The organism is Kitasatospora sp. NPDC001175 (genome assembly GCF_053598215.1).
Genome location: NZ_JBSFJU010000014.1, coordinates 97,049 through 119,957, shown reverse-complemented (window position 1 = coordinate 119,957; position 22,909 = coordinate 97,049). Strand labels below are relative to the sequence as shown.

Here is a 22,909-nt window from a genome sequence, read left to right as displayed (position 1 = left end):
CGGTGGCGGACGGCCCGGGTCGCCGGCGACTGTGATCAAGTCGTGAGATTCCGGCTGCGCATCCGTCAAGTTCCGGGCGGCCGCTGACCGTTCGAGTACGGACTCCGTCGTTCCGGGCCGCGAACCAGGCCCGGTGACACCGCTGGATGGACATTCGACTATCGGGGATCCGAGTGATGGTCGCATACTCTGACCTGACCGTCGGTCCGGCGGCAAGATCTTTTACAGGCACGGGAGTACACGGTGGTTACCCCAGCACCGGTCGGTCCTGGCTCCACACCGACGGCGCGGCAGCGCTTTCGCGCGTGGATGCTGGAGGGCCTGTCCGACATGGCCAAGCATCATCCGGGGCCGGACGCCCAGGCCCCCGAAGCCCACAAGGGGCAGCGGTGGTGGAAGGTCATGTGCCTGACCGGCCTGGACTACTTCTCGACCCTCGGCTACCAGCCGGGCATCGCCGCGCTGGCGGCCGGCCTGCTGTCCCCGGTCGCGACGATCGTCCTGGTGCTGGTGACCCTCTTCGGTGCGCTGCCGGTGTACCGCCGGGTGGCGCAGGAGAGCCCGCACGGCGAAGGCTCCATCGCCATGCTGGAGCGGCTGCTGTCGTTCTGGAAGGGCAAGCTGTTCGTCCTGACGCTGCTCGGCTTCGCCGCGACCGACTTCCTGATCACCATCACGCTCTCGGCGGCCGACGCCACCGCCCACCTGGTGGAGAACCCGCACCTGACCGGCACCCTGCACGGCCACCAGGTGGTCATCACCCTGCTGCTGGTCGCCCTGCTCGGCGCGGTGTTCCTCAAGGGCTTCACCGAGGCGATCGGGCTGGCGGTGGCCCTGGTCGCGGTCTACCTGGCGCTGAACGTCGTCGTCGTGGTGGTGGGCCTGTACCACGTCATCGCCGCGCCGCACGTGATCACGGACTGGTCCAGCGCACTCACCGCCCAGCACGGCAATCCGGTGGTCATGATCGGGGTGGCCCTGGTGGTCTTCCCGAAGCTGGCCCTCGGTCTGTCCGGCTTCGAGACCGGTGTGGCGGTCATGCCGCACATCGAGGGTGACCCCGACGACACCGAGGAGCGGCCCACCGGGCGGATCCGCGGTACCCGCAAGCTGCTGACCGCGGCGGCAGTGATCATGAGCGCGTTCCTGATCACCACCAGCTTCATCACCACCCTGCTCATCCCGGCCGACGAGTTCCAGACCGGAGGGAAGGCCAACGGGCGCGCCCTGGCCTACCTGGCGCACCAGTACCTCGGCGGGGCGTTCGGCAGCATCTACGACCTCTCCACCATCGCCATCCTCTGGTTCGCCGGCGCATCGGCCATGGCCGGCCTGCTCAACCTGATGCCGCGCTACCTCCCGCGCTACGGCATGGCCCCGCACTGGGCCCGCGCGGTGCGGCCGATGGTGATGGTCCTCACCGCCGTGGCCTTCCTGGTGACCTGGCTCTTCGACGCCGACGTGGACGCCCAGGGCGGCGCCTACGCCACCGGTGTCCTGGTGCTGATCAGCTCGGCCGCCATCGCGGTGACCATCGCCGCCCGCCGGGCCGGCCAGCGCGGCTGGACCGTGGCCTTCGCGGCCATCTCGCTGGTCTTCGTCTACACGACGGCGATCAACGTCGCCGAGCGCCCCGACGGTGTGAAGATCGGTGCCTGCTTCATCGCCGGGATCATACTGGTCTCGCTGCTCTCCCGGCTGGCCCGCGCCTTCGAACTCCGGGTCACCAGCGTCAACTTCGACGACACGGCCGAGCGGTTCCTGCGGGACTGCGCCCACCGGACGATCCGGCTCATCGCGAACGAGCCCAACAGCCGCGACATGGCGGAGTACCGCGACAAGCTCCGCCAGATCCGTGCCGACAACGACCTCCCGGCGGAGGACGACCTGGTCTTCGTGGAGGTCACCGTCCGGGACCCGTCGGACTTCGAGGCCGAGCTGACGGTACGCGGAGAGGTCATGCACGACCGCTACCGGGTGCTGGCGCTGGAGAGCTCCAGCGTCCCCAACGCCCTGGCGGCGCTGCTGCTGCACGTCCGGGACCTGACCGGCCAGCAGCCGCACATGTACTTCGAGTGGACCGAGGGCAACCCCTTCGCCCAGTTCCTGCGGTTCTTCCTGTTCGGCCAGGGCGAGGTCGCACCCGTCACCCGCGAGGTGCTCCGCGAGGCCGAACCCGACCGCAACCGCCGCCCCCGCGTCCACGTCGGCTGATTCCGCGGCCCGCCGGTCGGCGCCGGCGCGAACGGCGCCGACCGGGCCCTGAGACTAGGGTGGAGGAGTTCAACCGGGCCTGGTCGGGGACTGGTGGTGGGCGATGTGATCCGCTGGGTCCACCTGGAGTCGCAGTGGCGCCGAGAGGCGCTGCGGACCAATCTGTGGGTCGTCCCGACACTGGAGGTCGTCCTCGCCGGCGGCCTCTTCGTCGTCACCTGGATGCTGGACCGGGCGGCGTACCGGGGCGCGCTGGCCCTGCCGCCCTGGGTGATCAGCGGAACGGCCGACGCGGCCCGGCAGATCCTCGCCGCCATCGCGGCGGCCCTGATCACCGTGGTCGGCGTGGTGTTCTCGATCATGATCGTGACGCTCACGCTGGCCTCCACCCAGTTCGGACCGCGGATGCTGCGGACCTTCATCCGCGACCGCACCACTCAGCTCACCCTGGGCACCTTCGTCGGGACGTTCGTCTACGCGATCCTCGCGCTGGTCTCCATCGGCCCCTCCTCGTACGGGGACTTCGTCCCGCACCTGTCGATCACCGTGTGCATGGTGCTGGTGCTGGTCGACCTGGCGGTGCTGATCTACTTCATCCACCACATCGCCACCTCCATCCAGCTGCCCCGCGTGATCGCCAGCATCGCGGTCGAACTGTCCGAGGCGATCGAGGCGGGCGCGGGGGAGCCCGAGTGGGAGGGTGAGGTCGAGCGCGGCCCGTCGGCGGCCGAGCTGCACGTCCGGCTGAACGAGTCGGGAGCGGCGGTGCCGGCCCCGGCCAGCGGCTATCTGCAGTTCATCCGTCACCGCACGCTGGTGCGCATCGCAACCGAACTCGACGCCGTCATCCGGCTGGACCACCGCCCCGGGCACTTCCTGGTCCAGGGACACCAGCTGGCCACGGTCTGGCCCGCCGCGGCGGCGCCCGAGGTGGCCCGCAGCTTCGCCCGGGCCCACATCACCGGCCCCTCCCGTACGCTCGCCCAGGACATCGCCTTCGCGGTCGACCAACTGGTCGAGATCGCCATCCGGGCGCTGTCGACCGCGGTGAACGACACCTTCACCGCGCTGACCTGCATCGACTGGCTGGGCGAGGGACTGTGCCGGATCGCGGCCGGCTGGCAGCCCAACCCGGTCCACCGGGACGAGGCGGGCCACATCCGGGTGATGGCGGTGCCGGTGAGCTACGAGCGACTGGTCCAGCGCGCCTTCGAGAAGATCCGCCAGGCGGGCCGCGGCATGCCGGCGGTACTGATCCGGCAGCTCGACGCACTCGCGCAGATCATGGCGGAGACCACCACCCCGGAGCAGCGCCGGGTGCTGCTGGAACAGGCCGAGATGATCGACCGGCTGAACGCCGAGACGGTCACCGAAGCGGCCGACCGCGCCGACGTCCACCGCCGCTACCTGGCCGTACTCGCGGTCCACGCGAGCCTGACCGAGCAACCCTGACCCGCCGGTCGCCGTCCGGCGGCATCGCAGGACCCCGCACGACTCAGCGGCGCAGGCGGTTCGCGCCAGGCCGCGCCACACACGCTTCCTCGCGGAACAGGGCGGAACAGGGCGGAACAGGGCGGAACAGGGCGGTTCGCGGAGGCGACCGGTCCGTACGCTCAGTCCGAGCGGCGGATCGCCAGCAGGGCGGCGTCGTCGTCGAGGCCGGCGCCGACGTGGGCGTGCACATCGGCGACGAGGTGGTCCAGCAGGGCGCCGGGGTCCTGCTCGGGCAGCTGGGACAGCCGCTCGGCGACGGGATAGAACCGGCCGCCGGGGTCGCGGGCCTCGGAGATGCCGTCGGTGTGGAGCAGCAGCAGATTGCCTTCGCCGAACCGCACCTTTCCGGCCTGGTACCGTCCGCCGGTCAGCTTCAGCAGAGCCAGCGGTGGAGCGTCGACGGGCGGCCGGACCTCGCTCACCCCGGTGGCGGTCCGCAGCAGCGGCGGCGGGTGGCCGCAGTTGACCACCTGGACCGGGCCCGCCCCCTGGGGGACGTCGAGCAGTACCGCCGTGACGAAGTCCTCGGCGCTCAGGTCGCGGCGCAGCGCCGAGTCCAGCCGGGTCGCGACCTCGGCCAGGTCGTCCTCGGCCCTGGCCGCCTCGCGGAACACCCCGAGGACGTCGGCGGCCGTCTCCACCGCGATCAGCCCCTTGCCCCGGACGTCGCCCAGCAGCACCCGGATCCCCCTCGGGGTGCGGACCACCTCGTAGAGGTCGCCGCCGATCCTGGCCTCGGCGGCCGCCGCCAGATACCGCACGGCGATCCGCAGCGAGCCCACCCGCGACGGGACCGGCCGCAGCAGTGCCCGCTGGGCGGTCTCCGAGACGGTGCGGACCTGACGCAGTTCCCGTTCGCGTGCGGCGACCAGTGCGACGTTCGCGCTGCTTATCAGCGCGACGGCGAGCACCGCACCGGCGGCGGTGGCATGAACGACCGGGGACACGAAGGGATTGGTGAAGACCAGGAGCAGCACCACCACCGTGGTGAGCACCCCGGCCAGCAGTGGTACCAGTGCCCGCCGGGTGCCCACCCCGGCCAGTACCGGGACCGCCGTCAGCACGGGGGAGAAGGTGGACTTCGGCCCGGTCGCGAGATCGAACGCGACGGTCGCCGCGGTCACCACGGCCCCGGCCAGCACCAGCCAGCGGAAACCCACGGGCGGGAGCGACACGTAGCGCGGTGGCCGACCTCGGGCGCCCCCGGCGTCGTCGGACACTGCGGCCGCCCTTCTTCCGGACGGCCCCACCTGCCGGAGCCGTTTCCTCTCTCCTACTGTTCACCACCCGGCGCGGGTCTGCGACAGGGAGCGAGGCGGCGCGGTCCCGGCGCCCGATGCGTCAGCCGGGGACCCGGAGCGGCTGTCGACGCCCGTACGGCCCGCTCAGGCGGCCACCCGGTCGGCCGGACCCCCGGAAGGGGCGGGCCAGCTCTCCAGGGCGCGCCGGCTGCGGAACCTGTGCTGCTCCCCGGTGACCGGGTCGGTGAACTCCAGAGACCTGGCCAGCAGTTGCAGCGGGGAGCGGAAGTCGTCCAGGGCTGTGTCCGGGAGGATCTCCGGGTAGAGCGGGTCGGACAGGATCGGCACGCCCAGGCCGCACATGTGCACCCGTAGCTGATGAGTCCGGCCGGTCACCGGGGTGAGGCGGTAGCGGCCCAGCGCACCCCGGGTCTCGGCCAGTTCGATCCGGCTCTCGCTGTTGGGCGGGCCGGGGACCTCCTGGGCGGTGAGGACGCCGTGCTCCTTGACGATCCGGCTGCTCACCGTGCGCGGCAGGTCGAGCGCCGGATCGTAGGGCGCGACCGCCTCGTACTCCTTGCGCACCTGCCGCTCCTGGAACAGCCCCTGGTACGCGGCCCGGTGCTCGGGCCGGATGACGAACATGGCGAGGCCCGCGGTCAGCCGGTCGAGCCGGTGCGCCGGGCTTAGCGTGGGCAGGTCGAGCTCCCGGCGCAGCCGGGCGAGCGCGCTCTGGGTGATGTGCTGTCCGCGCGGCGACATCGCCATGAAGTGCGGCTTGTCCGCGACCACCAGGTTCTCGTCGCGGTGCAGCACCGTGATCGGGAACGGCACCGGGACCTCGTCGGGGAAGTCGCGGTGGTACCAGAGGAAGGCACCCGGCGCGTACGGAGCGTCGGGTGCGATCGGTCCGCCCGTCCCGACCACGGCGCCCTCGCCGAGCATGGCGTCGATCACCGACGCCGGTACCGGCAGCCGGTCGACCAGGTGGTCGCGCACCGTGGCCCACTTGCGGTCCACGGGCAGGCGGAGGCGGACCGGGTCGATGCCCAGTCGTTGCGGCAGAGGGGCGGGCGGCGCCTTGGTCTTGCGTCTCATCGCGGGTCAGCGTAGCGGTCGGCCGGGCGCGCGGGCGAACCCATTCCAATAACAGGTCGATCGCACACCCACTTGCGAATGTAAATAAGACTATTTCTGGGATTCGAGAAAGGTATTGCATTGTCGATCAGTGTGGATATTTAATTGTCCCGCCCTGCTTCTCATGGAAGGAAACACGGTGTCCAAGTTCCGGAATTACTTCTCCGTCGCGCTCGCAACCACTGCGCTCACCGTCGGCGGCGTGCTGGCCGGTAGCGCGTACGCTTCCGCGCCTGCCGCGACCGGCCACGGCGTACGGGAGGGCAAGAGCGTCAGGAGCGATTCCCACTTCTACCCGACGGCCACGCTGAACAAGAACCAGGCGTGGACTTCCGGGAACGGCCGGACGGTGCTCCGGGTCCAGGAGGACGGCAACTTCGTGCTCTACAAGGACGGCCGGCCGGCCTGGCAGGCTCCCGGGGCCTGGCCGAACGGCAACGCCGCGGTGATGCAGGAGGACGGTAACTTCGTGCTCTATGACCGGAACGGCCACCCGCTCTGGGCCTCCAACACCTGGCACCGGGGCGCCTACGTGGCCGTGCAGGACGACGGCAACGTGGTCGTCTACGACCACAACAACCGTCCGGTCTGGGCCACCAACACCGGGGACTGACATCGACTCCCCGCATCACTGGACGGCCGTCGGCCTTCGCGCCCGGATTGATTCGGGTGCGAAGGCCGATGTGCCGATTCCCGGAATTACGTACCGAGGTGCTCTGATCCGCAGTCGCCGATGCCTCGGGCTCCAACAACTCATGGGCTCCGGCATCCCCGGTGGGCGTCCAGGCTCCCGATGCCCCCGGCTCCAGGTGCTCCGGGGTCGGGGATGTGCGGGCTCAGATGTCGCGGAAGGTCTCGATCTTGGCGCCGACCGAGTTCAGTCGCTCGGCCAGGTCCTCGTAGCCGCGGTTGATGACGTACACGTTGCGCAGTACGGAGGTGCCCTCAGCCGCCAGCATCGCCAGCAGGATCACCACCGCCGGGCGCAGCGCGGGCGGGCACATCATCTCGGCCGCCCGCCAGCGGGTGGGCCCCTGGACGAGCAGCCGGTGCGGGTCCAGCAGCTTGACGTCGGCGCCGAGGCGGCCCAGCTCGGTGAGGTAGATGGCGCGGTTCTCGTAGACCCAGTCGTGGATCAGCGTGGTGCCGTGGGCGGCAGCGGCGATCACTGCGAAGAACGGGATGTTGTCGATGTTGATGCCCGGAAAGGGCATCGGGTGGATCTTGTCGATCGGTGCGGTGAGCTTGCAGGGGCGCACGGTCAGATCCGTCAGCCGGGTGCGGCCGTTGAGCGCCGGGTACTCGGAGCTGCGGTCGTAGTCCAGGCCCATCTGCTCCAGCACGGCGAGCTCGATCTCCAGGAACTCGACCGGCACCCGGCGGATCGTCAGCTCGGAGGAGGTGACCACGGCGGCGGCCAGCAGGCTCATCGCCTCGACCGGGTCCTCGGCGGGCGCGTAGTCGACGTCGCAGGTGATCTCCGGCTTGCCGTGCACGGTGAGGGTGGTGGTGCCGATGCCCTCGATCCGCACGCCCAGCCGCTCCAGGAAGAAGCACAGGTCCTGGACCATGTAGTTCGGGCTGGCGTTGCGGATCACGCTCACCCCGTCGTGCCGGGCGGCGGCCAGCAGGGCGTTCTCGGTCACGGTGTCGCCGCGCTCGGTCAGCACGATCGGCCGGTCCGGCGAGACCGCGGGCGAGACGCTGGCGTGGTAGCTGCCGCCGGTGGTGGCCACCTCCAGGCCGAAGCGGCGCAGCGCGGTCAGGTGCGGCTCGACCGTACGGGTGCCGAGCTCGCAGCCGCCGGCGTACGGGATCTCGAAGTGGTCGGCGCGGTGCATCAGCGGACCGAGGAACATCAGCACGCTGCGGGTCCGCCGGGCGGCCGCGACGTCCATGGCCGCCAGGTCCAGCTCAGCGGGCGGGGTCAGTTCCAGATCGCGTCCGTCGTTCAGCCAGCGGACCTTGACGCCGATGCTGGTGAGGACGTCAAGGATGCGATAGACCTCCTCGATCCTGGCGACCTCCCGGAGGGTGGTCCGACCGGTGGTCAGCAGTGAGGCACAGAGCAGCGCGACGCAGGCGTTCTTGCTGGTGCGGACATCGATGGAGCCCGACAGCCGGGTGCCGCCGGCCACCCGCAGGTGCATCGGACCCGCGTAGCCGAGCGAGACGATTTCGCTGTCCAGGGCCTCGCCGATGCGGGCGATCATCTCCAGACTGAGGTTCTGCTTGCCCTGCTCGATCCGGTTCACCGCACTCTGACTGGTTCCCAGGGCCTCGCCGAGCTGGGCCTGAGTCAGGCCTCGGTGCTGACGGGCATCACGGATGAGCTTGCCGATACGCATGAGGTAGTCGTCGGTCACGCAGCAGACCATATCTCATATTTGAGATACGACTGGCGCGGGGAGGTTCCGGAGTCGATGCCGGGCGTCGCGCCGCAGCCCCTAGGCCGCCCCTCATGGCGACCACTCTTCCCGAGCCCGCACCGGCCACCGTCGGCGTGACCGAGCTGCTCCAGGACCTGTACGGCGGCTACGCCGCACTCCGCGCGACCGCTCCCGTGCAGCGGATCACCGGCCCCGACCGACTGCCGTTCTGGCTGGTCACCAGGTAGCAGGACGTCAAAGACCTGCTTACCCCGCGCTGCTCCCCGCCGCCGTCGAGGAGCTCACCCGCTACGACACCCCCGCGCCGCTGGCGATCCGCCGGTTCCCGCTGGAGGACCTCACCGCCGGTGAGGTCACGATCCCCGCCGGGGAGACCGTGCTGCTCTCCCTCGGCTCAGCCAACCACGACCCGGACCGCTACGAGCGGCCCGACCGCCTCGACCTCCGGCGCCGGGAGAGCACCCACCTCTCCCTCGGTCACGGGATCCACTACTGCGTCGGCGCGCCCCTGGCGCGGATGGAGACCGGCATCGCCATCGCCACCCTGCTGCGGCGCTTCCCCGATCTGGCCCTGGACGTCCCGCGCGACACCCTGCGCCGGCGGCCCTCGATCCGGGCCCGCGGGCTGCTGGCCCTCCCGGTGCGGTTCTGACCCCGGGCACCTGATCGGCCGGGCGGTGCCCTCGACCACCGCCCGGCCGATCGGACTGTCGTCGACGCGTCAGGCGCGCCGCCCCCAACTCGCAAGCCGCGCTGAGAACATGGCGGGATGAGCGGAAAGCCGACCGGTGCCGGGGAGTCGCTGCCGGCCGTCCTGATGGTTCTGACCGTGGTCAGCGGCTTCCTCGACGCGGTCAGCTTCCTCGGACTGGGCAGGGTCTTCACGGCCAACATGACCGGCAACGTGGTCCTGGTCGGCTTCGCGGCGGCGGGTGCGCCGGGGTTCTCGGCCGCGGCCTCGCTGACCTCGCTGGCCGGGTTTCTCGCGGGCGCCGTGGCGGGCGGACGGTTCGCGGTGGCGATGAACTCCCGTCCGACGCACCGGTGGTTCGGCGGAGCGCTGGCGGCGGAGGCGGTGCTGACCGGCCTGGCCGCCGCCGTCGCGGCGCTGGCCTCGGGTGAGGCGGGCCGCTACGCGGTGATCGCCGTGCTCGCGGTGGCCATGGGCTTCCGCAACGCCTCGGTGCGCAGGGCGGCCGTCGCCGACCTGACCACCACCGTGCTCACCATGACGCTGACCGGCCTGGCCGCCGACTCGCGGCCGGCCGGCGGCACGGGCCCGCGTTCCGGGCGCCGGGCCGGGGCGGCGGTCGCGATGGGGCTCGGCGCCTTCCTCGGCGCCGGGTTCCAATCGCACCACGGGGTGGCCTGGTCGCTGCTCCTGGGTACCGTCGTGGTCACGGCGTTGGCCGTCGGCCACGTGGCCCACGGTGAGCTCACCGTGCGCTGACCCGCGAGAAGCCGGCCCGGGTGTGGGGGAGCCGGCCAGGGCGCCGCACGGTGTCCTGGGCAGGACGATCACCTGTGAGATGTGGGGGTGGGCGATCGAGCACGCCGGGCCGGACACCGTGCGGCACACCGGTGGGCCGTCGGGGATCACTGCCGTCAAACCTACGCCGTACCGGATGCGGTGACGATGGACTCGATTCGGGGATCATGGTGGTTTCCTCCACCCCGGCTGCGGTACTCGCCCGGGGAGAGGCCGGTCTCGCGGCGGAAGAACCGGCAGAAGTACGCGGGATCGGCGAAACCCGCCTCCTTGGCTATCTGTCGTACCGTCAGATCCGTTCGCAGGAGTAGCCGTTGTGCATCGAGCGTTTGGCTGCGCCGGATCAGGCTGCCCGGGGTCAGGCCCAGCGCCGACTTCACGATCTCGCTCAGGTAGCCGGCCGAGATGCCCAACTCCCGTGCGTACGAGCGCACCGAGCGCTCCGCCTGCCCCGGTCGGGCGATCAGGCGGGTGAACTCGGCCACCAGCTCGGCCGGTCGTCCGCCGACCCGGTCCTCGGCCGCTGGGGCGTCGCCCGCACCGGCTGCCGCCCGCAGCGCCCACACCGACAGCACGTGCAACTGCGAGCGCAGCACTCCGGCGTACCCCATCTCGGCCGCGCGGTACTCCCGGGCCATCGCCTCGATCAAGTCGCCGAACCGTCGCGCCGCCCCCTCGTCCAGACTCAGCCACGGGCGGCTGCTCAGCTCGCGCAGCGCCGCACCGTCCTCGGGGTGGGCCAGCAGGAACTCCTCGTTGAAGAGCACCACCCAGCCGTTGACGTCGTCGGCGTCCTCCCAGTGGTGGACCTGGCCGGGGGTGATCACGCACAGGTGCGGTGGGCGCAGCGGTCTGCGGGCCAGGTCCACCACATGGCAGCCGGAGCCGTCGGCGATGTAGACGATCTCGTAGAAGGAGTGCCGGTGCGGAAAGGCCGCCCGTGACATCGGGCCGATCGAGTCGAATGATCCGATCGCGAACGGAGGTACCTGCGGGGCCGGTACCTCCAGTACGTGCAGTGGGACCGCGAGATTCCGCGCCCCGCCCGGCCCGGGGCCTCGGGTCTCGCGTGTCCGTTCCGCCACCGAGTGCCGTGCGGGCTGCTCGTCAGCCCACTGCCCGGCCGTCGGCTTCCCGGGCCGGGCCCAGGACGGGACCTGGCTCCAACGATCGTTCCATCGCAGCAGTCTGCGGGCGCCACCGGAGGGCGTCCACCCCGCCCGGCAGTCGCCGTCTCACTCCGCCGGCTCGGTCTGCTCCTTCCGGTGCTGCTGGTGCTCCCAGAGGGCGTGGCCGGCCAGGGCGCCCGCGAAGACCGTGAAGCCCACCCCGACCAGCCAGGACTGCACCACCAGCACCGTGCCGATCACGCCGTAGGAGAGCGCGTTGGAGATGATCAGCGGGCGGAAGACCAGCTCGGAGAAGAACCGCAGTCCGACCAGGGCCAGTACCGTCAGCGCGGAACCGGGGAAGAGCGCCCGCCACGGCACCCGGCCGCCGAGCAGCAGCCACTTGGTCCACCAGAAGAACAGCAGACCGCCGCCGAGCGCGGTCGCCAGGCGGAGCGCGGGCTGGGCCGGGCTGGACTGCCAGGGCACGCCGGCCCAGGAGGCGACCAGCAGGAAGCCGACCAGCCCGGCGAGCCCGATCGCCTGCCGCCAGACGGCGTGCCAGGCGGCCGGGGGCAGCCGCCAGACACGTTCGTAGCCGGTCTGCACGGCCGCCATGAAGGAGATGCCGAAGACGCTGGCGACCGCGAGGCTGAGCGCGGTGGTGGTGCTGAGCGCCTGGGTCGGGGAGGAGAACAGGTCCCGGACCTCCTGTGCGGAGCGGCCGGAGAGTCCGAGCCCGTCCACCACCCAGCCGGCGAACCCGGCTCCGTGCACGGGGGAGGCGGCGGCGACCACGATCAGCAGCGGGACGAGGGTGACGAAGCCGAGGGCCGCGAAGCCCATCGCCCGGTGCATCAGCTCCATCTCGCGCCCGTGGCGCCAGATCCGGTGGACCGCGATCCGGATCGCTCCGTGCCTGGGCAGTGGTCCGGTGAGCGCGCTCGCCCCGGTCCGGCGGTTGCCCCGCGGCCCGGGCCCGGCCGCGCGCTCGGGTGCTCCGGACATGGTCACCGATCACCTCCGTTCCCAGACTCTCATCCGGCACCGGCCCGGGCCCGGCCGGACACGGCTCGCCGCCCGTCCGGAGCCGACCGCTCTCCGCGGAGCCGTACGTCCACCCGGGCTGCCCGGGCCTTGGAGCGGTGTGTCAGGAAAGCGGTCGTGAGCCTCCACGTCACCAGAGGTCGGTGCGGTGTCCCGAGACCAACTCGCCGATGTGCGACAGGACTTCACCGGTCGGTCGCGGATCGAGCCTGCGGCCGTCCCGCAGACGCAGCGCGATCTCGTCGACGGCGGCCTCGCGGGCGCCGATGACGGCCTGGTACGGGACGAGCCGGGCGGCACGGATCCGGGCGCCCAGGCTTCCCTGCGCCGGGCCGGCCGACTCGGCGCGCAGTCCCCGCTCCAGGCAGCGCTCCACGAAGGCCGCGGCCGCCGGGGCCTCCTCCTCCGACACCGGGAGCGCCACCACCTGGACCGGTGCCAGCCAGGCCGGGAAGGCGCCGCCGTGCTGCTCGATCAGGTGGGCGACGGCCCGCTCGACGCTGCCGATGATCGCTCGATGGACCATCACCGGGCGGTGCCGCGAGCCGTCCGGGCCGATGTAGCCGAGGTCGAACTGCTCCGGCTGGTGGAAGTCGACCTGAACGGTGGACAGGGTCGCCTCCCGGCCGGCCCCGTCCGCGATCTGCACGTCGATCTTCGGGCCGTAGAAGGCCGCCTCGCCCGCCACCGCTTCGTACTCCAGCCCCGAACTCTCCAGCACCTCGGTGAGCAGCGCGGTCGAGCGCTCCCACAGCTGGGGTGCGGCGACGTACTTCCCACCCTCACCCGGCAGCGACAGCCGGATCCGCGCCGGGGTGATCCCCAGCGCCCGGTAGGCCCGCCGGATCAGCTCCAGGGCCGCCCGCACCTCGTCGGCGACCTGGTCGATGGTGCAGAAGACGTGCGCGTCGTTGAGCTGGATCGCCCGCACCCGGGTCAGCCCGCCCAGCACCCCGGACAGCTCCGAGCGGTACATGCCGCCCAACTCGGCCATCCTGAGTGGGAGTTCGCGGTAGCTGTGAGCCCGGGAGCGGAAGATCAGTGCATGGTGCGGACACAGGCTCGGGCGCAGCACCATCTGCTCACCGCCCAGGTCCATCGGTGGGAACATGTCGTCGCTGTAGTGCGACCAGTGTCCCGAGATCTCGTAGAGCTCGCGCTTGCCGAGCACGGGCGAGTACACGTGCCGGTAGCCCGCCCGCCGTTCCACCTCGCGGATGTACTCCTCCAGGCTGTGTCGAACGGCGGCGCCCGCGGGCAGCCAGTACGGCAGGCCGGAGCCGATCAGCGGGTCGGTGTCGAAGAGGTCCAGCTCGCGGCCGAGCTTGCGGTGGTCGTGCATGGGTGGTGGTCTCCCTGTGATCGGGTGGGGCGGGCGACCACGGGATCCACACGACGAAGCCCCGGGGCTCTCGCCCCGGGGCTTCGCGGTAGGAACACGAATCAGCGTGCCGGGACCGAGTCCGGCGTCGTCGTCAGGTTCACAGCGCGCTTCATGCGATCAACGCTAGCAGCGATCATGCCGTTCGGACAACGGTGTTCATCGCTCCGCGGCCCGTCGCCGTCAGCTCAGCACGTCGGCCAGCTGCGGCACCAGCTCCGGTCTGGACAGTTCGAAGGCCAGCCAGGAGCCGTCGCCGAACTCCAGGTCCAGCCGGCAGCGTTGCCGGGCCGGATGCGGCTCACCCCGGCGCCGGTACGTGCCGTGCGGCAGCTCGGCGATCACCTGGGCGTCGTACGGTTCGTCGTGCACCCGGGTGCAGGTCAGCAGGAGCAGCCGATGGCTGGTCACCGCCAGGGCGATGCGGGTGCTCAGTCCGGCGGGCGGCCGGTCGCCGGAGAGGTGGCAGGAGACGAGCAGACGCCCGGCCGTGCTCTCCCAGCCACCGGACCAGGCGCCGCCGTGGAACTTCCGCCGGATCGCCGGGTAGACCCGGTTCTCCACCCACTCCGCCGCGGCCTGGAACCAGGTGGGCGGCCAGAGCCAGACCAGGAAGCCGAAGGCCCGCTCCAGGCCGCCCGCCTCGCGGTCGGGGTTCGGCAGGTACTCCCGGGGGAGGGCGGGAAGCAGGCCGTCGAGATAGCCGGGAGCCGCGGCCAGGAGGGTCTCCCCCGGACGCAGGTGGGCCGCCACGACGGGGTGCAGCCAGGCGTCCCCGGCGGGTGCCGGGGCCGAGGCCCCCTCGGGCGGGAGCTGGGAGGTGCTCACCCGAACGCCTCCTCGATGCGGCTGCGGTCGACGTGGTACGGCTCGGGCTCCTCGGTGCCGTGCGGGTCCAGCGAGCGCTGTCCGGTGTCACTGGTGAGGAACTCCTTGAGCGGGTCCTTCCAGTTGTTCTCCATGCCGAGCCCGTGCTCCACCGCGCCCAGGGTGTGCTCGCCGAGCTGACCGGCCACCACATGGTGCGCGAGCCGGTCCCGGAAGCTGAGACCGTTGGGGTTCTTGAGCATGCTGCCGTTCTGCCGGATCACCTTGGCCGCCGCCCGGACCGCCTGCCGCGCCTTCTTGACCTCCTCGACCGACTTGCCGGCCCGCTCCGCCGCCTTCAGCTCCTTGACCGCGTCCATCAGCTCGCGCAGGGTCTTGGCCAGTCCCGCCGAGACCTTCTCGATCTTCGCGATGTACACGGCCACCTCGGCCTCGCTGACCAGGGCGTCCACCACGGTGGCGAGACCGGCCGTGAACAGGTCGAGGATGAAGCTGGTCGCGAGCATGCCGACCAGCAGGTCGATCAGCTCGGTGATCAGGTGGATCACCGTCTCCTCGGCCAGCGCGCACTCCGCGGCCGCCTGGCCGAGGATCCCGGCCGTCTGGGCCATGTCGTCGGCGGTACCGTCCATCGCCTGGACGATCTCACCCATGTGCCGGCCGAAGGCCTCCGAGGCCTGCCCGTGCCAGTTCGCCGAGAGCTGCCGGGCGCCGGTCCGCAGGTCGTCGGCGACCTTCTGCATCTCGACCGCCTGCTGCTGCCAGTCCTTGGCGGCCTCGGTGAGCAGCTCCGGGGCTCCGGTGACCTTTTCGAGCAGCTTGATGGCGCCGGTCTGCTCCAGCGTCCACTGCACGGCGTCGTCGAGAGCGCCGTCGATGCCGCTGCGATCGGGCTTCTTGGCCTCCTGGATCTGCGGCAGCGTCAGATGACCGGGCTGTTGCGCCCACTGGTACGCCCCGCCGCTGTCGGCCGGCCCGCCGGGGTCGATCATCAGGCACCCCCGCCCATGGCGCCGCTGGTCGCCGACTCGGCGTCGCGGTAGTTGCCGCTCGCGCCCGTCAGCCCCTCGACGGTCTCCCGCAGCAGGCCGTCCAGGTCCAAGCAGTCCTGCACGTCGGCGTCGGAGTGCTCCTGGTAGGCCGAGTGCAGGTTCTGTGCGTCGGGCAACAGGCCGAAGGCGTCCGAGGGGACCGAGATCGAACCGATCGCGCTCATGATCTGCGACACCCGCTCGGCCGCGTCCTCCACCTGTCCGGCGTAGACGTCGAGGGCGTCGGGATGGACATGATATCCGTCTGACACTCTTCCCCCTTTTCCGGCGATGTACCTTGCGCACCGCACTGGGGCGATGAGGTTATCGCACATGCGAGTCCGTTCAGAGCTGGCCCAACTGCGTTGCAGAAAAGTCTCGTAAAGAAATTCCCATGAAATTGTGGCCGCTTGAACCGGGCCCGCCGGGCGCCTCGGGTGGCCAGGTCGAGGTGGGGGGTGGCGGCATTCTGGTGACGCGTCACAATCCCACGGGTGAATCGGTGTGGAATCAGCTGACGACCGCGCCGAATCCGACGAAGAGGCAGATCGGCACGGACAGCAGTGCCAGTAGCGGCCAGGCGAATCGCAGGTACTGGTCGTAGCGGACCTTCGCCAGGCAGACGCCGCCGACGGTGACGGCGGTGGTCGGCACCCACACACGGCGAGCACGAACAGGAAGACCGCCGCACTGCCGTAGAGCGCTCCGTCGAAGGTCGGGCAGACCTCGCCGGTGTGCGGGTCGCGGATGCCGTAGCGGCCGTCGACGGGGGAGAGGAGCAGGTCCTCCAGGCGGCTGGTGACGGGCAGTCCGACCGAGATCCGGTGGTACGTCCCCCGGATCCGGATGCCGCTCGCGTTGCGCTGATGCTCCCCGGGCGGGATCAGGAAGGCCAGGGCCAAGACCGGAACGGTGAGCAGTGTCAGCACGGTGATCGCGCTCGGGAAGGTGACCCGGCGCTTCCCCGTCGCCCGCGGCTGGTCCGGAGGTCCCGTCGCCCGCTCCTCGCTGCTCCCGGTTCGGTGCCGTCCCCCCAGCACCATGCGCAGTGCGGCGGGCGCGCCGCCGCCGCTGCTGGGCCGTACGGGCAGGGGCGGCCGTCGAGGTGCTGTCTGCTTGTCAGCAGCGGACTCCCTAAAATTCCCTGTTGATCCATAAGTGATGTACTTTTAGGGTCAATAGCGGAGCCCGATGCGGGTGGAGCGTGGTTGGGAGGGCGTGGTGCGGCAGCTCTACTACTCGGTGGAGCAGGTGGCGGACCTGCTGGGACTGCACGTCAGAACGGTGCGCGGCTATGTGCGGGAGGGGCGCCTGAAGGCGACCCGGGTCGGCCGGCAGTACCGGATCACCCGCGAGGACCTGGAGGCCTTCACCGGTGTGCCCGCCCCCTCGGCCGTCCGCCGTACCCGCCATGCCGAGGTGTCCGGCATCGTGCAGATCGACGCGATCGGCGCCGAGGAGACCGTCCGCCTGACCAACACGGTGATCGCAGCCGCGCAGAGCCGGGGCGGGGAGAGCGGTGACCACCTGCGGGTGGAGACCGTCTATGACGAGGAGCGAGCGATCCTCAAGATCATCGCACTGGGTGGCCTCGGCACCGTGGCGGACCTGCTGAAGGTCGTCGAGGCGCTGGTCGACGAACCGCGCTGACCGGCGTTCCACGCCGGCTGAGCCGAAGGCGGCACTCCTGCCGAGGCGGGAAACCTGCTCAAGGAACAGGCGCGACCGCGCCGGAACCCCTACCCACGACAGAAGGGACACAGCCCCATGGCAGACATACTCCAGCAGCTCGAAGGCACACCCGTCCTGGTCTGCGCACCGGACGGCGCACCGCTGAGCGGCGAGCGCGAGGCGACCGACCTGATCGGCAACGGGGCCTACCAGGGAGCAGCCTGGGTCGCAGTCCCGGTCGAGCGGCTCACGGACGACTTCTTCCGGCTGCGGACCCGCGTCGCGGGCGACATCGTCCAGAAGTTCGCCAACTACCGGCTCGGGCTCGCCGTCATTGGGGACATCTCCCGGCACGTGAGCGTCAGTACCGCGTTGGAGGACTTCGTCCGCGAGAGCAACCGCGGCCGCCAGCTCTGGTTCCTGTCGGACCTGGACGCCCTGCGGGCCCGGCTCGCGGGCCGCTGACGGCCGGAGGCGTCGAACACGGGCTCCGGCGCCCGCCGGTGCGTCTGCACGCGGCGAAGGGGCCGGGCGCCGGCCCGACCCCTTCGCCGCGGTGCTGCCACTCAGCCGAGCTTGGCCTTGAGGAACCCCGCGCCGTTGTAGGAGCCCCAGCCGGTCACCTTGTCGTAGCCCTTGGCCGCGCTGTAGGCGCCGTTGGAGCCGCTGGTGACGTCGTGGAAGGCAGCGCCGTAGCCGGCCGAGGAAGCCAGCGAGTAGATGGTGCTGTTGGCGAAGCCGAAAGCGGGCTTCGACTTGGCCTTGGCCTCGCTGTTGTAGACGGCGGTGAACGCCGCCCAGTTGGGAGCGGCCGCGCTGGTGCCGCCGTAGGTGTACCAGCCGCCCCCGGTGTAGACGGCCCAGCCACTGGCGGGGTCGGCGACGGCGGCGACGTCGGGCACCGCGCGCTTGGCGCCGGTGTTCACCTTGGTCTGGTAACTCGGGGTGGCGAAGACCGAGGAGACGCCGCCGCCGCTGCCGCTCCAGGCGGTCTCCCGGCTCCAGCCGCCCGAGGAGGTGGTGGAGAGCGTGGTGCCTCCGGTGCCGGTGACGTACGGATCGGCAGCCGGGAAGTCCACCGAGGTGCCGCCGTTGCCGGCGTCGTCGGAGCCGCTGTCACCAGAGGCGGCGTAGACCGACTGCCCCTGAGCGGCGGCCTCCTTGAAGTCGGTGTCCACCGCGACCCGGTTGGACGCCGTCTCGCCCGCCTCGTAGATGCCCCAACTGATCGAGATGACCGGCACGTTGTCGCTGACCAGCTTGCTGTAGAGGGCGACCTCGCCGGCGTCGCTGTTCGGCGCCTCGTAGACCTTCACAGCGGCGCCGGGCGCCAGCGCGTGGATGACCTCGATGTCCAGCTCGACCTCGCCCTGGCCGGACAGGTCGGTGGTGCCGCCGCCGGCGCTGACCACGGCCGGGGTGGGCGGGGTGAGGCCGTAGTACTTGTCGTAGGCGGTGATGTTCGACTGCTGGAAGGCGGAGAACTCCGCCACCGCGACCGTCTGTCCCTTGCCGGTGTAACCGGCGCTGATCGCGGAGTTGAGGTTGTACGCGGTGCGGGCCTTGGCCGGGCTCAGCCCGGACGGGGCGTGGCCGGCGGCCTCGGGGAAAAGCTTGCCGGAGCTGAAGTGCCGGTACTTCGCGTAGTTGTCGAGCCCGGAGACGTTGCTCACCGCGGCGGCGATCTCGGCCGGCAGCACGGGCTGCGCGGTGTTGGCGTAGAAGTCGCGGCCGGTTCTGCCGTCGTGGAAGTTCGCCAGCCTGGTGCCGAACGCCTGCTGCACTCGTGCGGCGGTCCCGGTGGCCTCCAGGGTGAGGTGGTTGGCCGTGACCTCGCCGACCGCCAGGCCCTGGGACTTCAGGTAGGCGGACACCTTGGCCACCGTCGCCGGGGCCGCGCCGAACCGCTGGGCGAACTGGCCGACTGTCAGATAATGCTGGTAGCCGGGCGACTTCGGGTCGGTCACCTGGGCCAGGAAGGCATCAAGGCCCGCCCTGTCACGCTGGTTGAGGCTGACGGCCACGGTTATCCGCTGGTCCGCCGCGACGTCACCGAGCCGGGTCGAGTGGCTCACCGCCGGTATCACGTTCCCGTCCAGGGCGACCCGCTGGACCGCGGCGGGCGCCGCGAAGGCCGGCGCGGCGGCGAGCGCGATGATCGGCAGCGGTGCGGCGATCAGGCCGATGAGGGGCTTGAGGCGGGATTTCAAGGAGGTCCTCCAGGGACGAAGGGTGCGCCGAGGAGTCCCCGCGGGGATCCGGCGGGGACGGCGCTGACAGCTGGATGACCTCAACGGTAGGAGTGCAGAGGCTCCGTCAAAAGGGGTGCGTCCCTTGCCAGTTACATGAAGCGACAATGTCCCCGGATGTCGCCGTCATGACAGCGCCCGCGCCCGAGGAGGTCCGGCAGGGTGCGCCGAGGTCGCGGTGGGGCCGGGAGAGGGTCCGCCCGGAACCGGGCAGATTGCGCCGGCGAAATCCAATGTTCACGGCTGGTTGACCCACCGCCATGGCGCCGACACTTCACTGCCGCGCCGCCGGCACCCATCCCCCGGCTCCCCTCCGACAGCGCGCCTCACTCGCCATGATCGTGTACATCCTGCCCTGCGAGCAGACGGCTGCGCAGCCCCGGGATCCGATCAATTCCCTTCGGTGGCAGGGAGGTTACGAGAGCAGCTGGTCGATTGCGGTCCGCACCACACCGTCGGCCGCGGCCAGCGCGGCTCGGGCGGCCGCCGGGGTGGCGCCGGTGAGCAGCCGGACCAGAGCCGGCTTCAACTCGCCGTCCGCGGCCCGCAGCGCGGCGCGACAGGTCTCGGCGTCGGCACCGGTGGCCTGGACCAGGATGGTCAGCTTCCGGCCGACCAGCTTGGCGTTGGTCGCGGCCACCTCCGTCATCAGGTTCGACCAGGTCCGGCCCAGTCGGACCATCACCGCGGTGGAGAAGCTGTGCAGCACCAGCTTCTGCGCGCTGCCGGCCTTCATCCGGGTCGAGCCGGTCACCACCTCGGGGCCGGTGTCGGTGCACACGTGCAGGTCGGCGAGGTCGGCGAGCGGCGCCCGCGGATCGCAGCTCACCAGTACGGCCGTCGCCCCGGCCGCCCGGGCGGCCGCCAGCGCGCCCGCCACGTACGGGGTCCGGCCGCTCGCCGCGAGCCCGATGACCACGTCGACCGGCTTCAGCCCGGCCACCGCCCGCCGCCCGTCCGCCTCGCTGTCCTCGGCGCCCTCCACGGCCCGGGCCAGCGCACCCGGTCCGCCGGCGAGATGGGCGGTGATGCGGCCGGGTTCGAGCCCGTAGGTCGGGGCGAGCTCGGCGGCGTCCAGTACGGCGTAGCGGCCCGAGGAACCGGCGCCCACGTAATGCACCCGGCCGCCGCCGTGCAGCGCCGCCACCGCCGCGTCCACCACCTGGGCCAGCACCGGCAGGGCGCGCGCGACGGCGGCCGGCACCTCCGCGTCGGCCGCGTTGACGGCGTGCAGCAGATCGAGGGTGGACAGCAGGTCGATCCCGGTGGTGGCCGGGTTGCGGCGCTCGGTCGGCGGCAGGGCGGTCACGGGGCCTCCAGGAGCGGACGGCGTTCGACTGCTCCGCACGATACGTCCTGACGCCCCGCCAGGTCACCGACCCGCGGGCTGCCCCGGGTGCGTCAGGTGCGCGCCGGACCGTGCACAGGTGTTGCAACTTGCCGGCGACGGGCTTGAGATGGGGGGAGGCACCGACGAGAGGCGGAGGACGACCATGTCGACGGTCGAGCGGGCGCGGGAACTCCAGGGCGAACTGGCCGAGCTGCGCCGGGCACTGCACCGCGAACCCGAACTCGGACTGCACCTGCCGCGTACCCAGGAGAAGGTGCTGGCCGCACTGGACGGACTGCCGTTGGAGATCAGCACCGGACGTTCGCTCAGCTCCGTCACGGCCGTCCTGCGCGGTACCGGCGCCCCGGGCGGGGCGGTGCTGCTGCGCGGCGACATGGACGCGCTGCCGGTTCAGGAGACCACCGGTCTGGACTACGCCTCCCGGATCGACGGACGGATGCACGCCTGCGGACACGATCTGCACACCGCCGGACTGGTGGGTGCGGCCAGGCTGCTGTGCGACCGGCGGGAGCAGCTCAGCGGCGACGTGGTGTTCATGTTCCAGCCGGGGGAGGAGGGCTTCAACGGCGCCGGCATGATGATCGACGAGGGCGTCCTGGACGCGGCGGGGAAGAAGCCCGACGCCGCGTACGCGATCCATGTGACGTCGAGCCAGATTCCGTGCGGGGCGGTCTACGCCCGGCCGGGCGCCATGATGAGCGCCTGCGACGAGCTGCGGGTGACCGTCCGCGGCCGGGGCGGCCACGGGTCCTCGCCGCACCGCGCCAAGGACCCGGTGCCGGCGGTCTGCGAGATGGTCACCGCCCTGCAGACCCATGTGACCCGCACCTTCGACGTCTTCGACCCCGTGGTCGTCACGGTCGGCCGGCTGAGCGCGGGGAGCAAGAGCAACATCATCCCGGAGAGCGCGGCCTTCGACGCCACCGTCCGCAGCTACTCGGCGCAGAACCGGGAACTGCTGCGCACCGGACTGCCCGCCCTGGTCGAGGGCATCGCACGGGCCCACGGCCTGGAGGTCGAGGTGGAGTACGAGGTGCTCTTCCCGGTGACCGTCAACTCCCCGGACGAGACCGGATTCGCCCTGGACACCGCGCGCGAACTCCTCGGCGCGGAGGCGGTCCTGCCCGCGCCCAACCCGATCAACGGCTCGGAGGACTTCTCCCTGGTCCTGGAGCAGGTGCCTGGCGCCATGCTCTTCCTCGGCGCCGTCCTCGCGGACCGCGACCCGCGGACCGCCCCGACGAACCACGCGCCGTCCGCCGCCTTCGACGACGCCGTCCTCTCCCGGCAGGCGGCCCTGCTGGCCGACCTGGCCACCCGCCGCCTGGCGGCCACCGCAGGCTGAACGGTACGGCAGGCGCGGGGCGCGGAGGAGGGCGCACGGCTGGGCTCAGAGTGCGCGGACCAGCCGGAAGCGCTCCAGGACCACCAGGCTCGCGTCGTCCACGGTGAAGGCCGGATCGTCCAGTGCCGCCCTGTGCTCCGCGCCGTGCCAGTACTCCTCGTGGTCCGCCCGCCACCGGGCGACGGTGCTGTGGCCCTCGCCCTCGTCCACGGCGTGCGCCAGGTCCACCTCGGCCAGCGGGACCACGCGTACCTCCGTCACCTCGATCACGGCCACCGGACGGTCGGCGGAGTCGACCACCGCGAAGCGCTCGCCGACCCGCGGCAGGGGCTCGTTCTCGCGCTCGTACGCGGTCCGCAGGCCGGTGGTGGAGGTCTTCGAACCGTCCAGGATCGCGTCGACCAGCCGGTCGCGGAGCGGTCCGGGGAAGGCGAAGCAGGCCCTGGGCAGCGCGGCGACGTCCAGGGCGGGGAGATGATCGCTCGTCATACCGGCCACGGTAGCCGCCGGAGCGGTGCCGGCCCGACCGTTTTCCGCGTGACCCGTGCCGGCCCGACCGTTTTCCGCGTGACCCGTGCCGGCGACCGGAGCGCCGCCTGCGCACATCCGTAGCCGGCCGGCTCTCCGCGTGACCCCGGCGCGGTCTGCTCGTTGGAGAGGGCATGAAGAAGCGCAGCATGCTCGCCGTCGCGTCCCTCGCAGTCGGGGTGGTCGCCTCGCTCACGGCACCCAGCGCCCACGCGGGCCAAGCCGACGCCGGCACCTCCGGCAGCCGCGGTACCGGTGTCAGCTCACCCGACAACGTCCCGCTTCCGGACCAGTCCGCGCAGGGCGAGGTCGAGGACGCAGCCGGTCAGTGACCGGTCGAACGGTTTCTCGCGGCAGTTGACGTACAGTCAATCCGTACCGAACCGGTGCGGATGACTTTGACG

The 22,909-nt window shown here is 71.4% G+C and carries 22 protein-coding genes and 1 pseudogene; 10 read left to right on the top strand and 13 right to left on the bottom strand.

The window, feature by feature from the left end:
• Positions 1-330 precede the first annotated feature (330 nt).
• Both ACWDAK_RS13435 and ACWDAK_RS13430 read left to right on the top strand, forming a co-directional pair.
• Positions 331-2,214 carry an APC family permease gene (locus ACWDAK_RS13435; protein WP_344637925.1) on the top strand — a complete coding sequence of 628 codons (1,884 nt, stop codon included), beginning with the start codon at positions 331-333 and terminating at the stop codon, positions 2,212-2,214.
• Between the two features lie 96 nt (positions 2,215-2,310).
• A complete protein-coding gene (locus ACWDAK_RS13430; protein ID WP_344637926.1) occupies positions 2,311-3,666 on the top strand; it encodes a DUF2254 domain-containing protein in 1,356 nt (451 codons plus the stop codon).
• A 161-nt stretch (positions 3,667-3,827) separates the two neighbouring features.
• Here ACWDAK_RS13430 and ACWDAK_RS13425 read toward each other — a convergent pair whose 3' ends face one another.
• Entirely contained in the window at positions 3,828-4,868 is a 1,041-nt protein-coding gene (locus ACWDAK_RS13425; protein ID WP_427393337.1) for a PP2C family protein-serine/threonine phosphatase, read from the bottom strand.
• A 225-nt stretch (positions 4,869-5,093) separates the two neighbouring features.
• Positions 5,094-6,047 (bottom strand): pseudouridine synthase, encoded by a 954-nt coding sequence (locus tag ACWDAK_RS13420; protein ID WP_344637928.1) that lies wholly within the window; start codon positions 6,045-6,047, stop codon positions 5,094-5,096.
• Between the two features lie 178 nt (positions 6,048-6,225).
• Here ACWDAK_RS13420 and ACWDAK_RS13415 point away from each other — a divergent pair, with 178 nt between their 5' ends.
• Entirely contained in the window at positions 6,226-6,699 is a 474-nt protein-coding gene (locus ACWDAK_RS13415; RefSeq protein ID WP_427393338.1) for a hypothetical protein, read from the top strand.
• Between the two features lie 223 nt (positions 6,700-6,922).
• Here ACWDAK_RS13415 and ACWDAK_RS13410 read toward each other — a convergent pair whose 3' ends face one another.
• The gene (locus ACWDAK_RS13410; RefSeq protein WP_427393339.1) at positions 6,923-8,452 is read right to left on the bottom strand and encodes a helix-turn-helix domain-containing protein; all 1,530 of its coding nucleotides are present in this window, start codon (positions 8,450-8,452) and stop codon (positions 6,923-6,925) included.
• Positions 8,453-8,547: 95 nt separating this feature from the next.
• Here ACWDAK_RS13410 and ACWDAK_RS13405 point away from each other — a divergent pair, with 95 nt between their 5' ends.
• From ACWDAK_RS13405 to ACWDAK_RS13395, 3 genes and pseudogenes are all read left to right on the top strand, one after another.
• Positions 8,548-8,703 carry a hypothetical protein gene (locus ACWDAK_RS13405; protein WP_344637931.1) on the top strand — a complete coding sequence of 52 codons (156 nt, stop codon included), beginning with the start codon at positions 8,548-8,550 and terminating at the stop codon, positions 8,701-8,703.
• A 17-nt stretch (positions 8,704-8,720) separates the two neighbouring features.
• Positions 8,721-9,128: pseudogene (locus ACWDAK_RS13400) on the top strand (cytochrome P450); the annotation flags it as partial.
• Positions 9,129-9,245: 117 nt separating this feature from the next.
• On the top strand, positions 9,246-9,926 hold the full coding sequence (locus ACWDAK_RS13395) for a YoaK family protein (protein WP_344637932.1): 681 nt from the start codon (positions 9,246-9,248) through the stop codon (positions 9,924-9,926).
• A 161-nt stretch (positions 9,927-10,087) separates the two neighbouring features.
• Here the strand turns inward: ACWDAK_RS13395 and ACWDAK_RS13390 are convergent, their stop codons facing one another.
• The 7 genes from ACWDAK_RS13390 to ACWDAK_RS13360 all read right to left on the bottom strand — a co-directional run bounded on the left by ACWDAK_RS13390 (position 10,088) and on the right by ACWDAK_RS13360 (position 16,015).
• Positions 10,088-10,912, bottom strand: a complete 825-nt coding sequence (locus tag ACWDAK_RS13390) for a helix-turn-helix domain-containing protein (RefSeq protein ID WP_427393340.1) — start codon at positions 10,910-10,912, stop codon at positions 10,088-10,090.
• 288 nt (positions 10,913-11,200) lie between these two features.
• Complete coding sequence (locus tag ACWDAK_RS13385; RefSeq protein WP_344637934.1) at positions 11,201-12,082, bottom strand: ribonuclease BN; 882 nt, start codon at positions 12,080-12,082, stop codon at positions 11,201-11,203.
• 169 nt (positions 12,083-12,251) lie between these two features.
• Positions 12,252-13,463 (bottom strand): threonine--tRNA ligase, encoded by a 1,212-nt coding sequence (gene thrS / locus ACWDAK_RS13380; protein WP_427393341.1) that lies wholly within the window; start codon positions 13,461-13,463, stop codon positions 12,252-12,254.
• Positions 13,464-13,685: 222 nt separating this feature from the next.
• Positions 13,686-14,330, bottom strand: a complete 645-nt coding sequence (locus ACWDAK_RS13375; protein ID WP_427393342.1) for a hypothetical protein — start codon at positions 14,328-14,330, stop codon at positions 13,686-13,688.
• The gene (locus ACWDAK_RS13370) at positions 14,327-15,322 is read right to left on the bottom strand and encodes a WXG100 family type VII secretion target (RefSeq protein WP_344637937.1); all 996 of its coding nucleotides are present in this window, start codon (positions 15,320-15,322) and stop codon (positions 14,327-14,329) included. The genes ACWDAK_RS13375 and ACWDAK_RS13370 overlap by 4 nt, the downstream gene beginning before the upstream one ends.
• Positions 15,322-15,633: a type VII secretion target gene (locus tag ACWDAK_RS13365; protein WP_344637938.1), complete on the bottom strand. Its 312-nt coding sequence runs from the start codon at positions 15,631-15,633 to the stop codon at positions 15,322-15,324. Before ACWDAK_RS13365 ends, ACWDAK_RS13370 begins: the two co-directional genes overlap by 1 nt.
• A 238-nt stretch (positions 15,634-15,871) precedes the next feature.
• Complete coding sequence (locus ACWDAK_RS13360) at positions 15,872-16,015, bottom strand: hypothetical protein (RefSeq protein WP_427393343.1); 144 nt, start codon at positions 16,013-16,015, stop codon at positions 15,872-15,874.
• A gap of 537 nt (positions 16,016-16,552) precedes the next feature.
• On the opposite strand from ACWDAK_RS13360, the gene ACWDAK_RS13355 reads away from it, so the two are divergent.
• Both ACWDAK_RS13355 and ACWDAK_RS13350 read left to right on the top strand, forming a co-directional pair.
• Positions 16,553-17,011 (top strand): helix-turn-helix domain-containing protein, encoded by a 459-nt coding sequence (locus tag ACWDAK_RS13355; protein WP_344637940.1) that lies wholly within the window; start codon positions 16,553-16,555, stop codon positions 17,009-17,011.
• 117 nt (positions 17,012-17,128) lie between these two features.
• A complete protein-coding gene (locus tag ACWDAK_RS13350; protein ID WP_344637941.1) occupies positions 17,129-17,497 on the top strand; it encodes a DUF4180 domain-containing protein in 369 nt (122 codons plus the stop codon).
• Between the two features lie 101 nt (positions 17,498-17,598).
• On the opposite strand, the gene ACWDAK_RS13345 is transcribed toward ACWDAK_RS13350, so the two are convergent.
• Both ACWDAK_RS13345 and ACWDAK_RS13340 read right to left on the bottom strand, forming a co-directional pair.
• Positions 17,599-19,242, bottom strand: a complete 1,644-nt coding sequence (locus tag ACWDAK_RS13345) for a S53 family peptidase (protein WP_344637942.1) — start codon at positions 19,240-19,242, stop codon at positions 17,599-17,601.
• A gap of 454 nt (positions 19,243-19,696) precedes the next feature.
• Positions 19,697-20,590, bottom strand: coding sequence for an N-acetylmuramic acid 6-phosphate etherase (locus ACWDAK_RS13340; RefSeq protein ID WP_344637943.1), 894 nt, complete (start codon positions 20,588-20,590; stop codon positions 19,697-19,699).
• A 184-nt stretch (positions 20,591-20,774) separates the two neighbouring features.
• Here ACWDAK_RS13340 and ACWDAK_RS13335 point away from each other — a divergent pair, with 184 nt between their 5' ends.
• Entirely contained in the window at positions 20,775-21,977 is a 1,203-nt protein-coding gene (locus ACWDAK_RS13335) for a M20 metallopeptidase family protein (RefSeq protein ID WP_427393344.1), read from the top strand.
• 45 nt (positions 21,978-22,022) lie between these two features.
• Here the strand turns inward: ACWDAK_RS13335 and ACWDAK_RS13330 are convergent, their stop codons facing one another.
• Positions 22,023-22,466 (bottom strand): ASCH domain-containing protein, encoded by a 444-nt coding sequence (locus tag ACWDAK_RS13330; RefSeq protein ID WP_344637945.1) that lies wholly within the window; start codon positions 22,464-22,466, stop codon positions 22,023-22,025.
• A 173-nt stretch (positions 22,467-22,639) separates the two neighbouring features.
• On the opposite strand from ACWDAK_RS13330, the gene ACWDAK_RS13325 reads away from it, so the two are divergent.
• Positions 22,640-22,837: a hypothetical protein gene (locus ACWDAK_RS13325; RefSeq protein WP_344637946.1), complete on the top strand. Its 198-nt coding sequence runs from the start codon at positions 22,640-22,642 to the stop codon at positions 22,835-22,837.
• The last annotated feature ends 72 nt before the right edge of the window (positions 22,838-22,909 follow it).

Excerpts from the sequence above, each read along its gene's own strand:
- ACWDAK_RS13435 (WP_344637925.1), top strand. The coding sequence starts at position 331 with ATGGCCAAGCATCATCCGGGGCCGGACGCCCAGGCCCCCGAAGCCCAC.
- ACWDAK_RS13420 (WP_344637928.1), bottom strand. The coding sequence starts at position 6,047 with ATGAGACGCAAGACCAAGGCGCCGCCCGCCCCTCTGCCGCAACGACTG.
- ACWDAK_RS13405 (WP_344637931.1), top strand. The coding sequence starts at position 8,548 with ATGGCGACCACTCTTCCCGAGCCCGCACCGGCCACCGTCGGCGTGACC.
- ACWDAK_RS13395 (WP_344637932.1), top strand. The coding sequence starts at position 9,246 with ATGAGCGGAAAGCCGACCGGTGCCGGGGAGTCGCTGCCGGCCGTCCTG.
- ACWDAK_RS13390 (WP_427393340.1), bottom strand. The coding sequence starts at position 10,912 with ATGTCACGGGCGGCCTTTCCGCACCGGCACTCCTTCTACGAGATCGTC.
- ACWDAK_RS13385 (WP_344637934.1), bottom strand. The coding sequence starts at position 12,082 with ATGTCCGGAGCACCCGAGCGCGCGGCCGGGCCCGGGCCGCGGGGCAAC.
- thrS (WP_427393341.1), bottom strand. The coding sequence starts at position 13,463 with ATGCACGACCACCGCAAGCTCGGCCGCGAGCTGGACCTCTTCGACACC.
- ACWDAK_RS13370 (WP_344637937.1), bottom strand. The coding sequence starts at position 15,322 with ATGATCGACCCCGGCGGGCCGGCCGACAGCGGCGGGGCGTACCAGTGG.
- ACWDAK_RS13355 (WP_344637940.1), top strand. The coding sequence starts at position 16,553 with ATGCGGGTGGAGCGTGGTTGGGAGGGCGTGGTGCGGCAGCTCTACTAC.
- ACWDAK_RS13350 (WP_344637941.1), top strand. The coding sequence starts at position 17,129 with ATGGCAGACATACTCCAGCAGCTCGAAGGCACACCCGTCCTGGTCTGC.
- ACWDAK_RS13335 (WP_427393344.1), top strand. The coding sequence starts at position 20,775 with ATGTCGACGGTCGAGCGGGCGCGGGAACTCCAGGGCGAACTGGCCGAG.
- ACWDAK_RS13330 (WP_344637945.1), bottom strand. The coding sequence starts at position 22,466 with ATGACGAGCGATCATCTCCCCGCCCTGGACGTCGCCGCGCTGCCCAGG.
- ACWDAK_RS13325 (WP_344637946.1), top strand. The coding sequence starts at position 22,640 with ATGAAGAAGCGCAGCATGCTCGCCGTCGCGTCCCTCGCAGTCGGGGTG.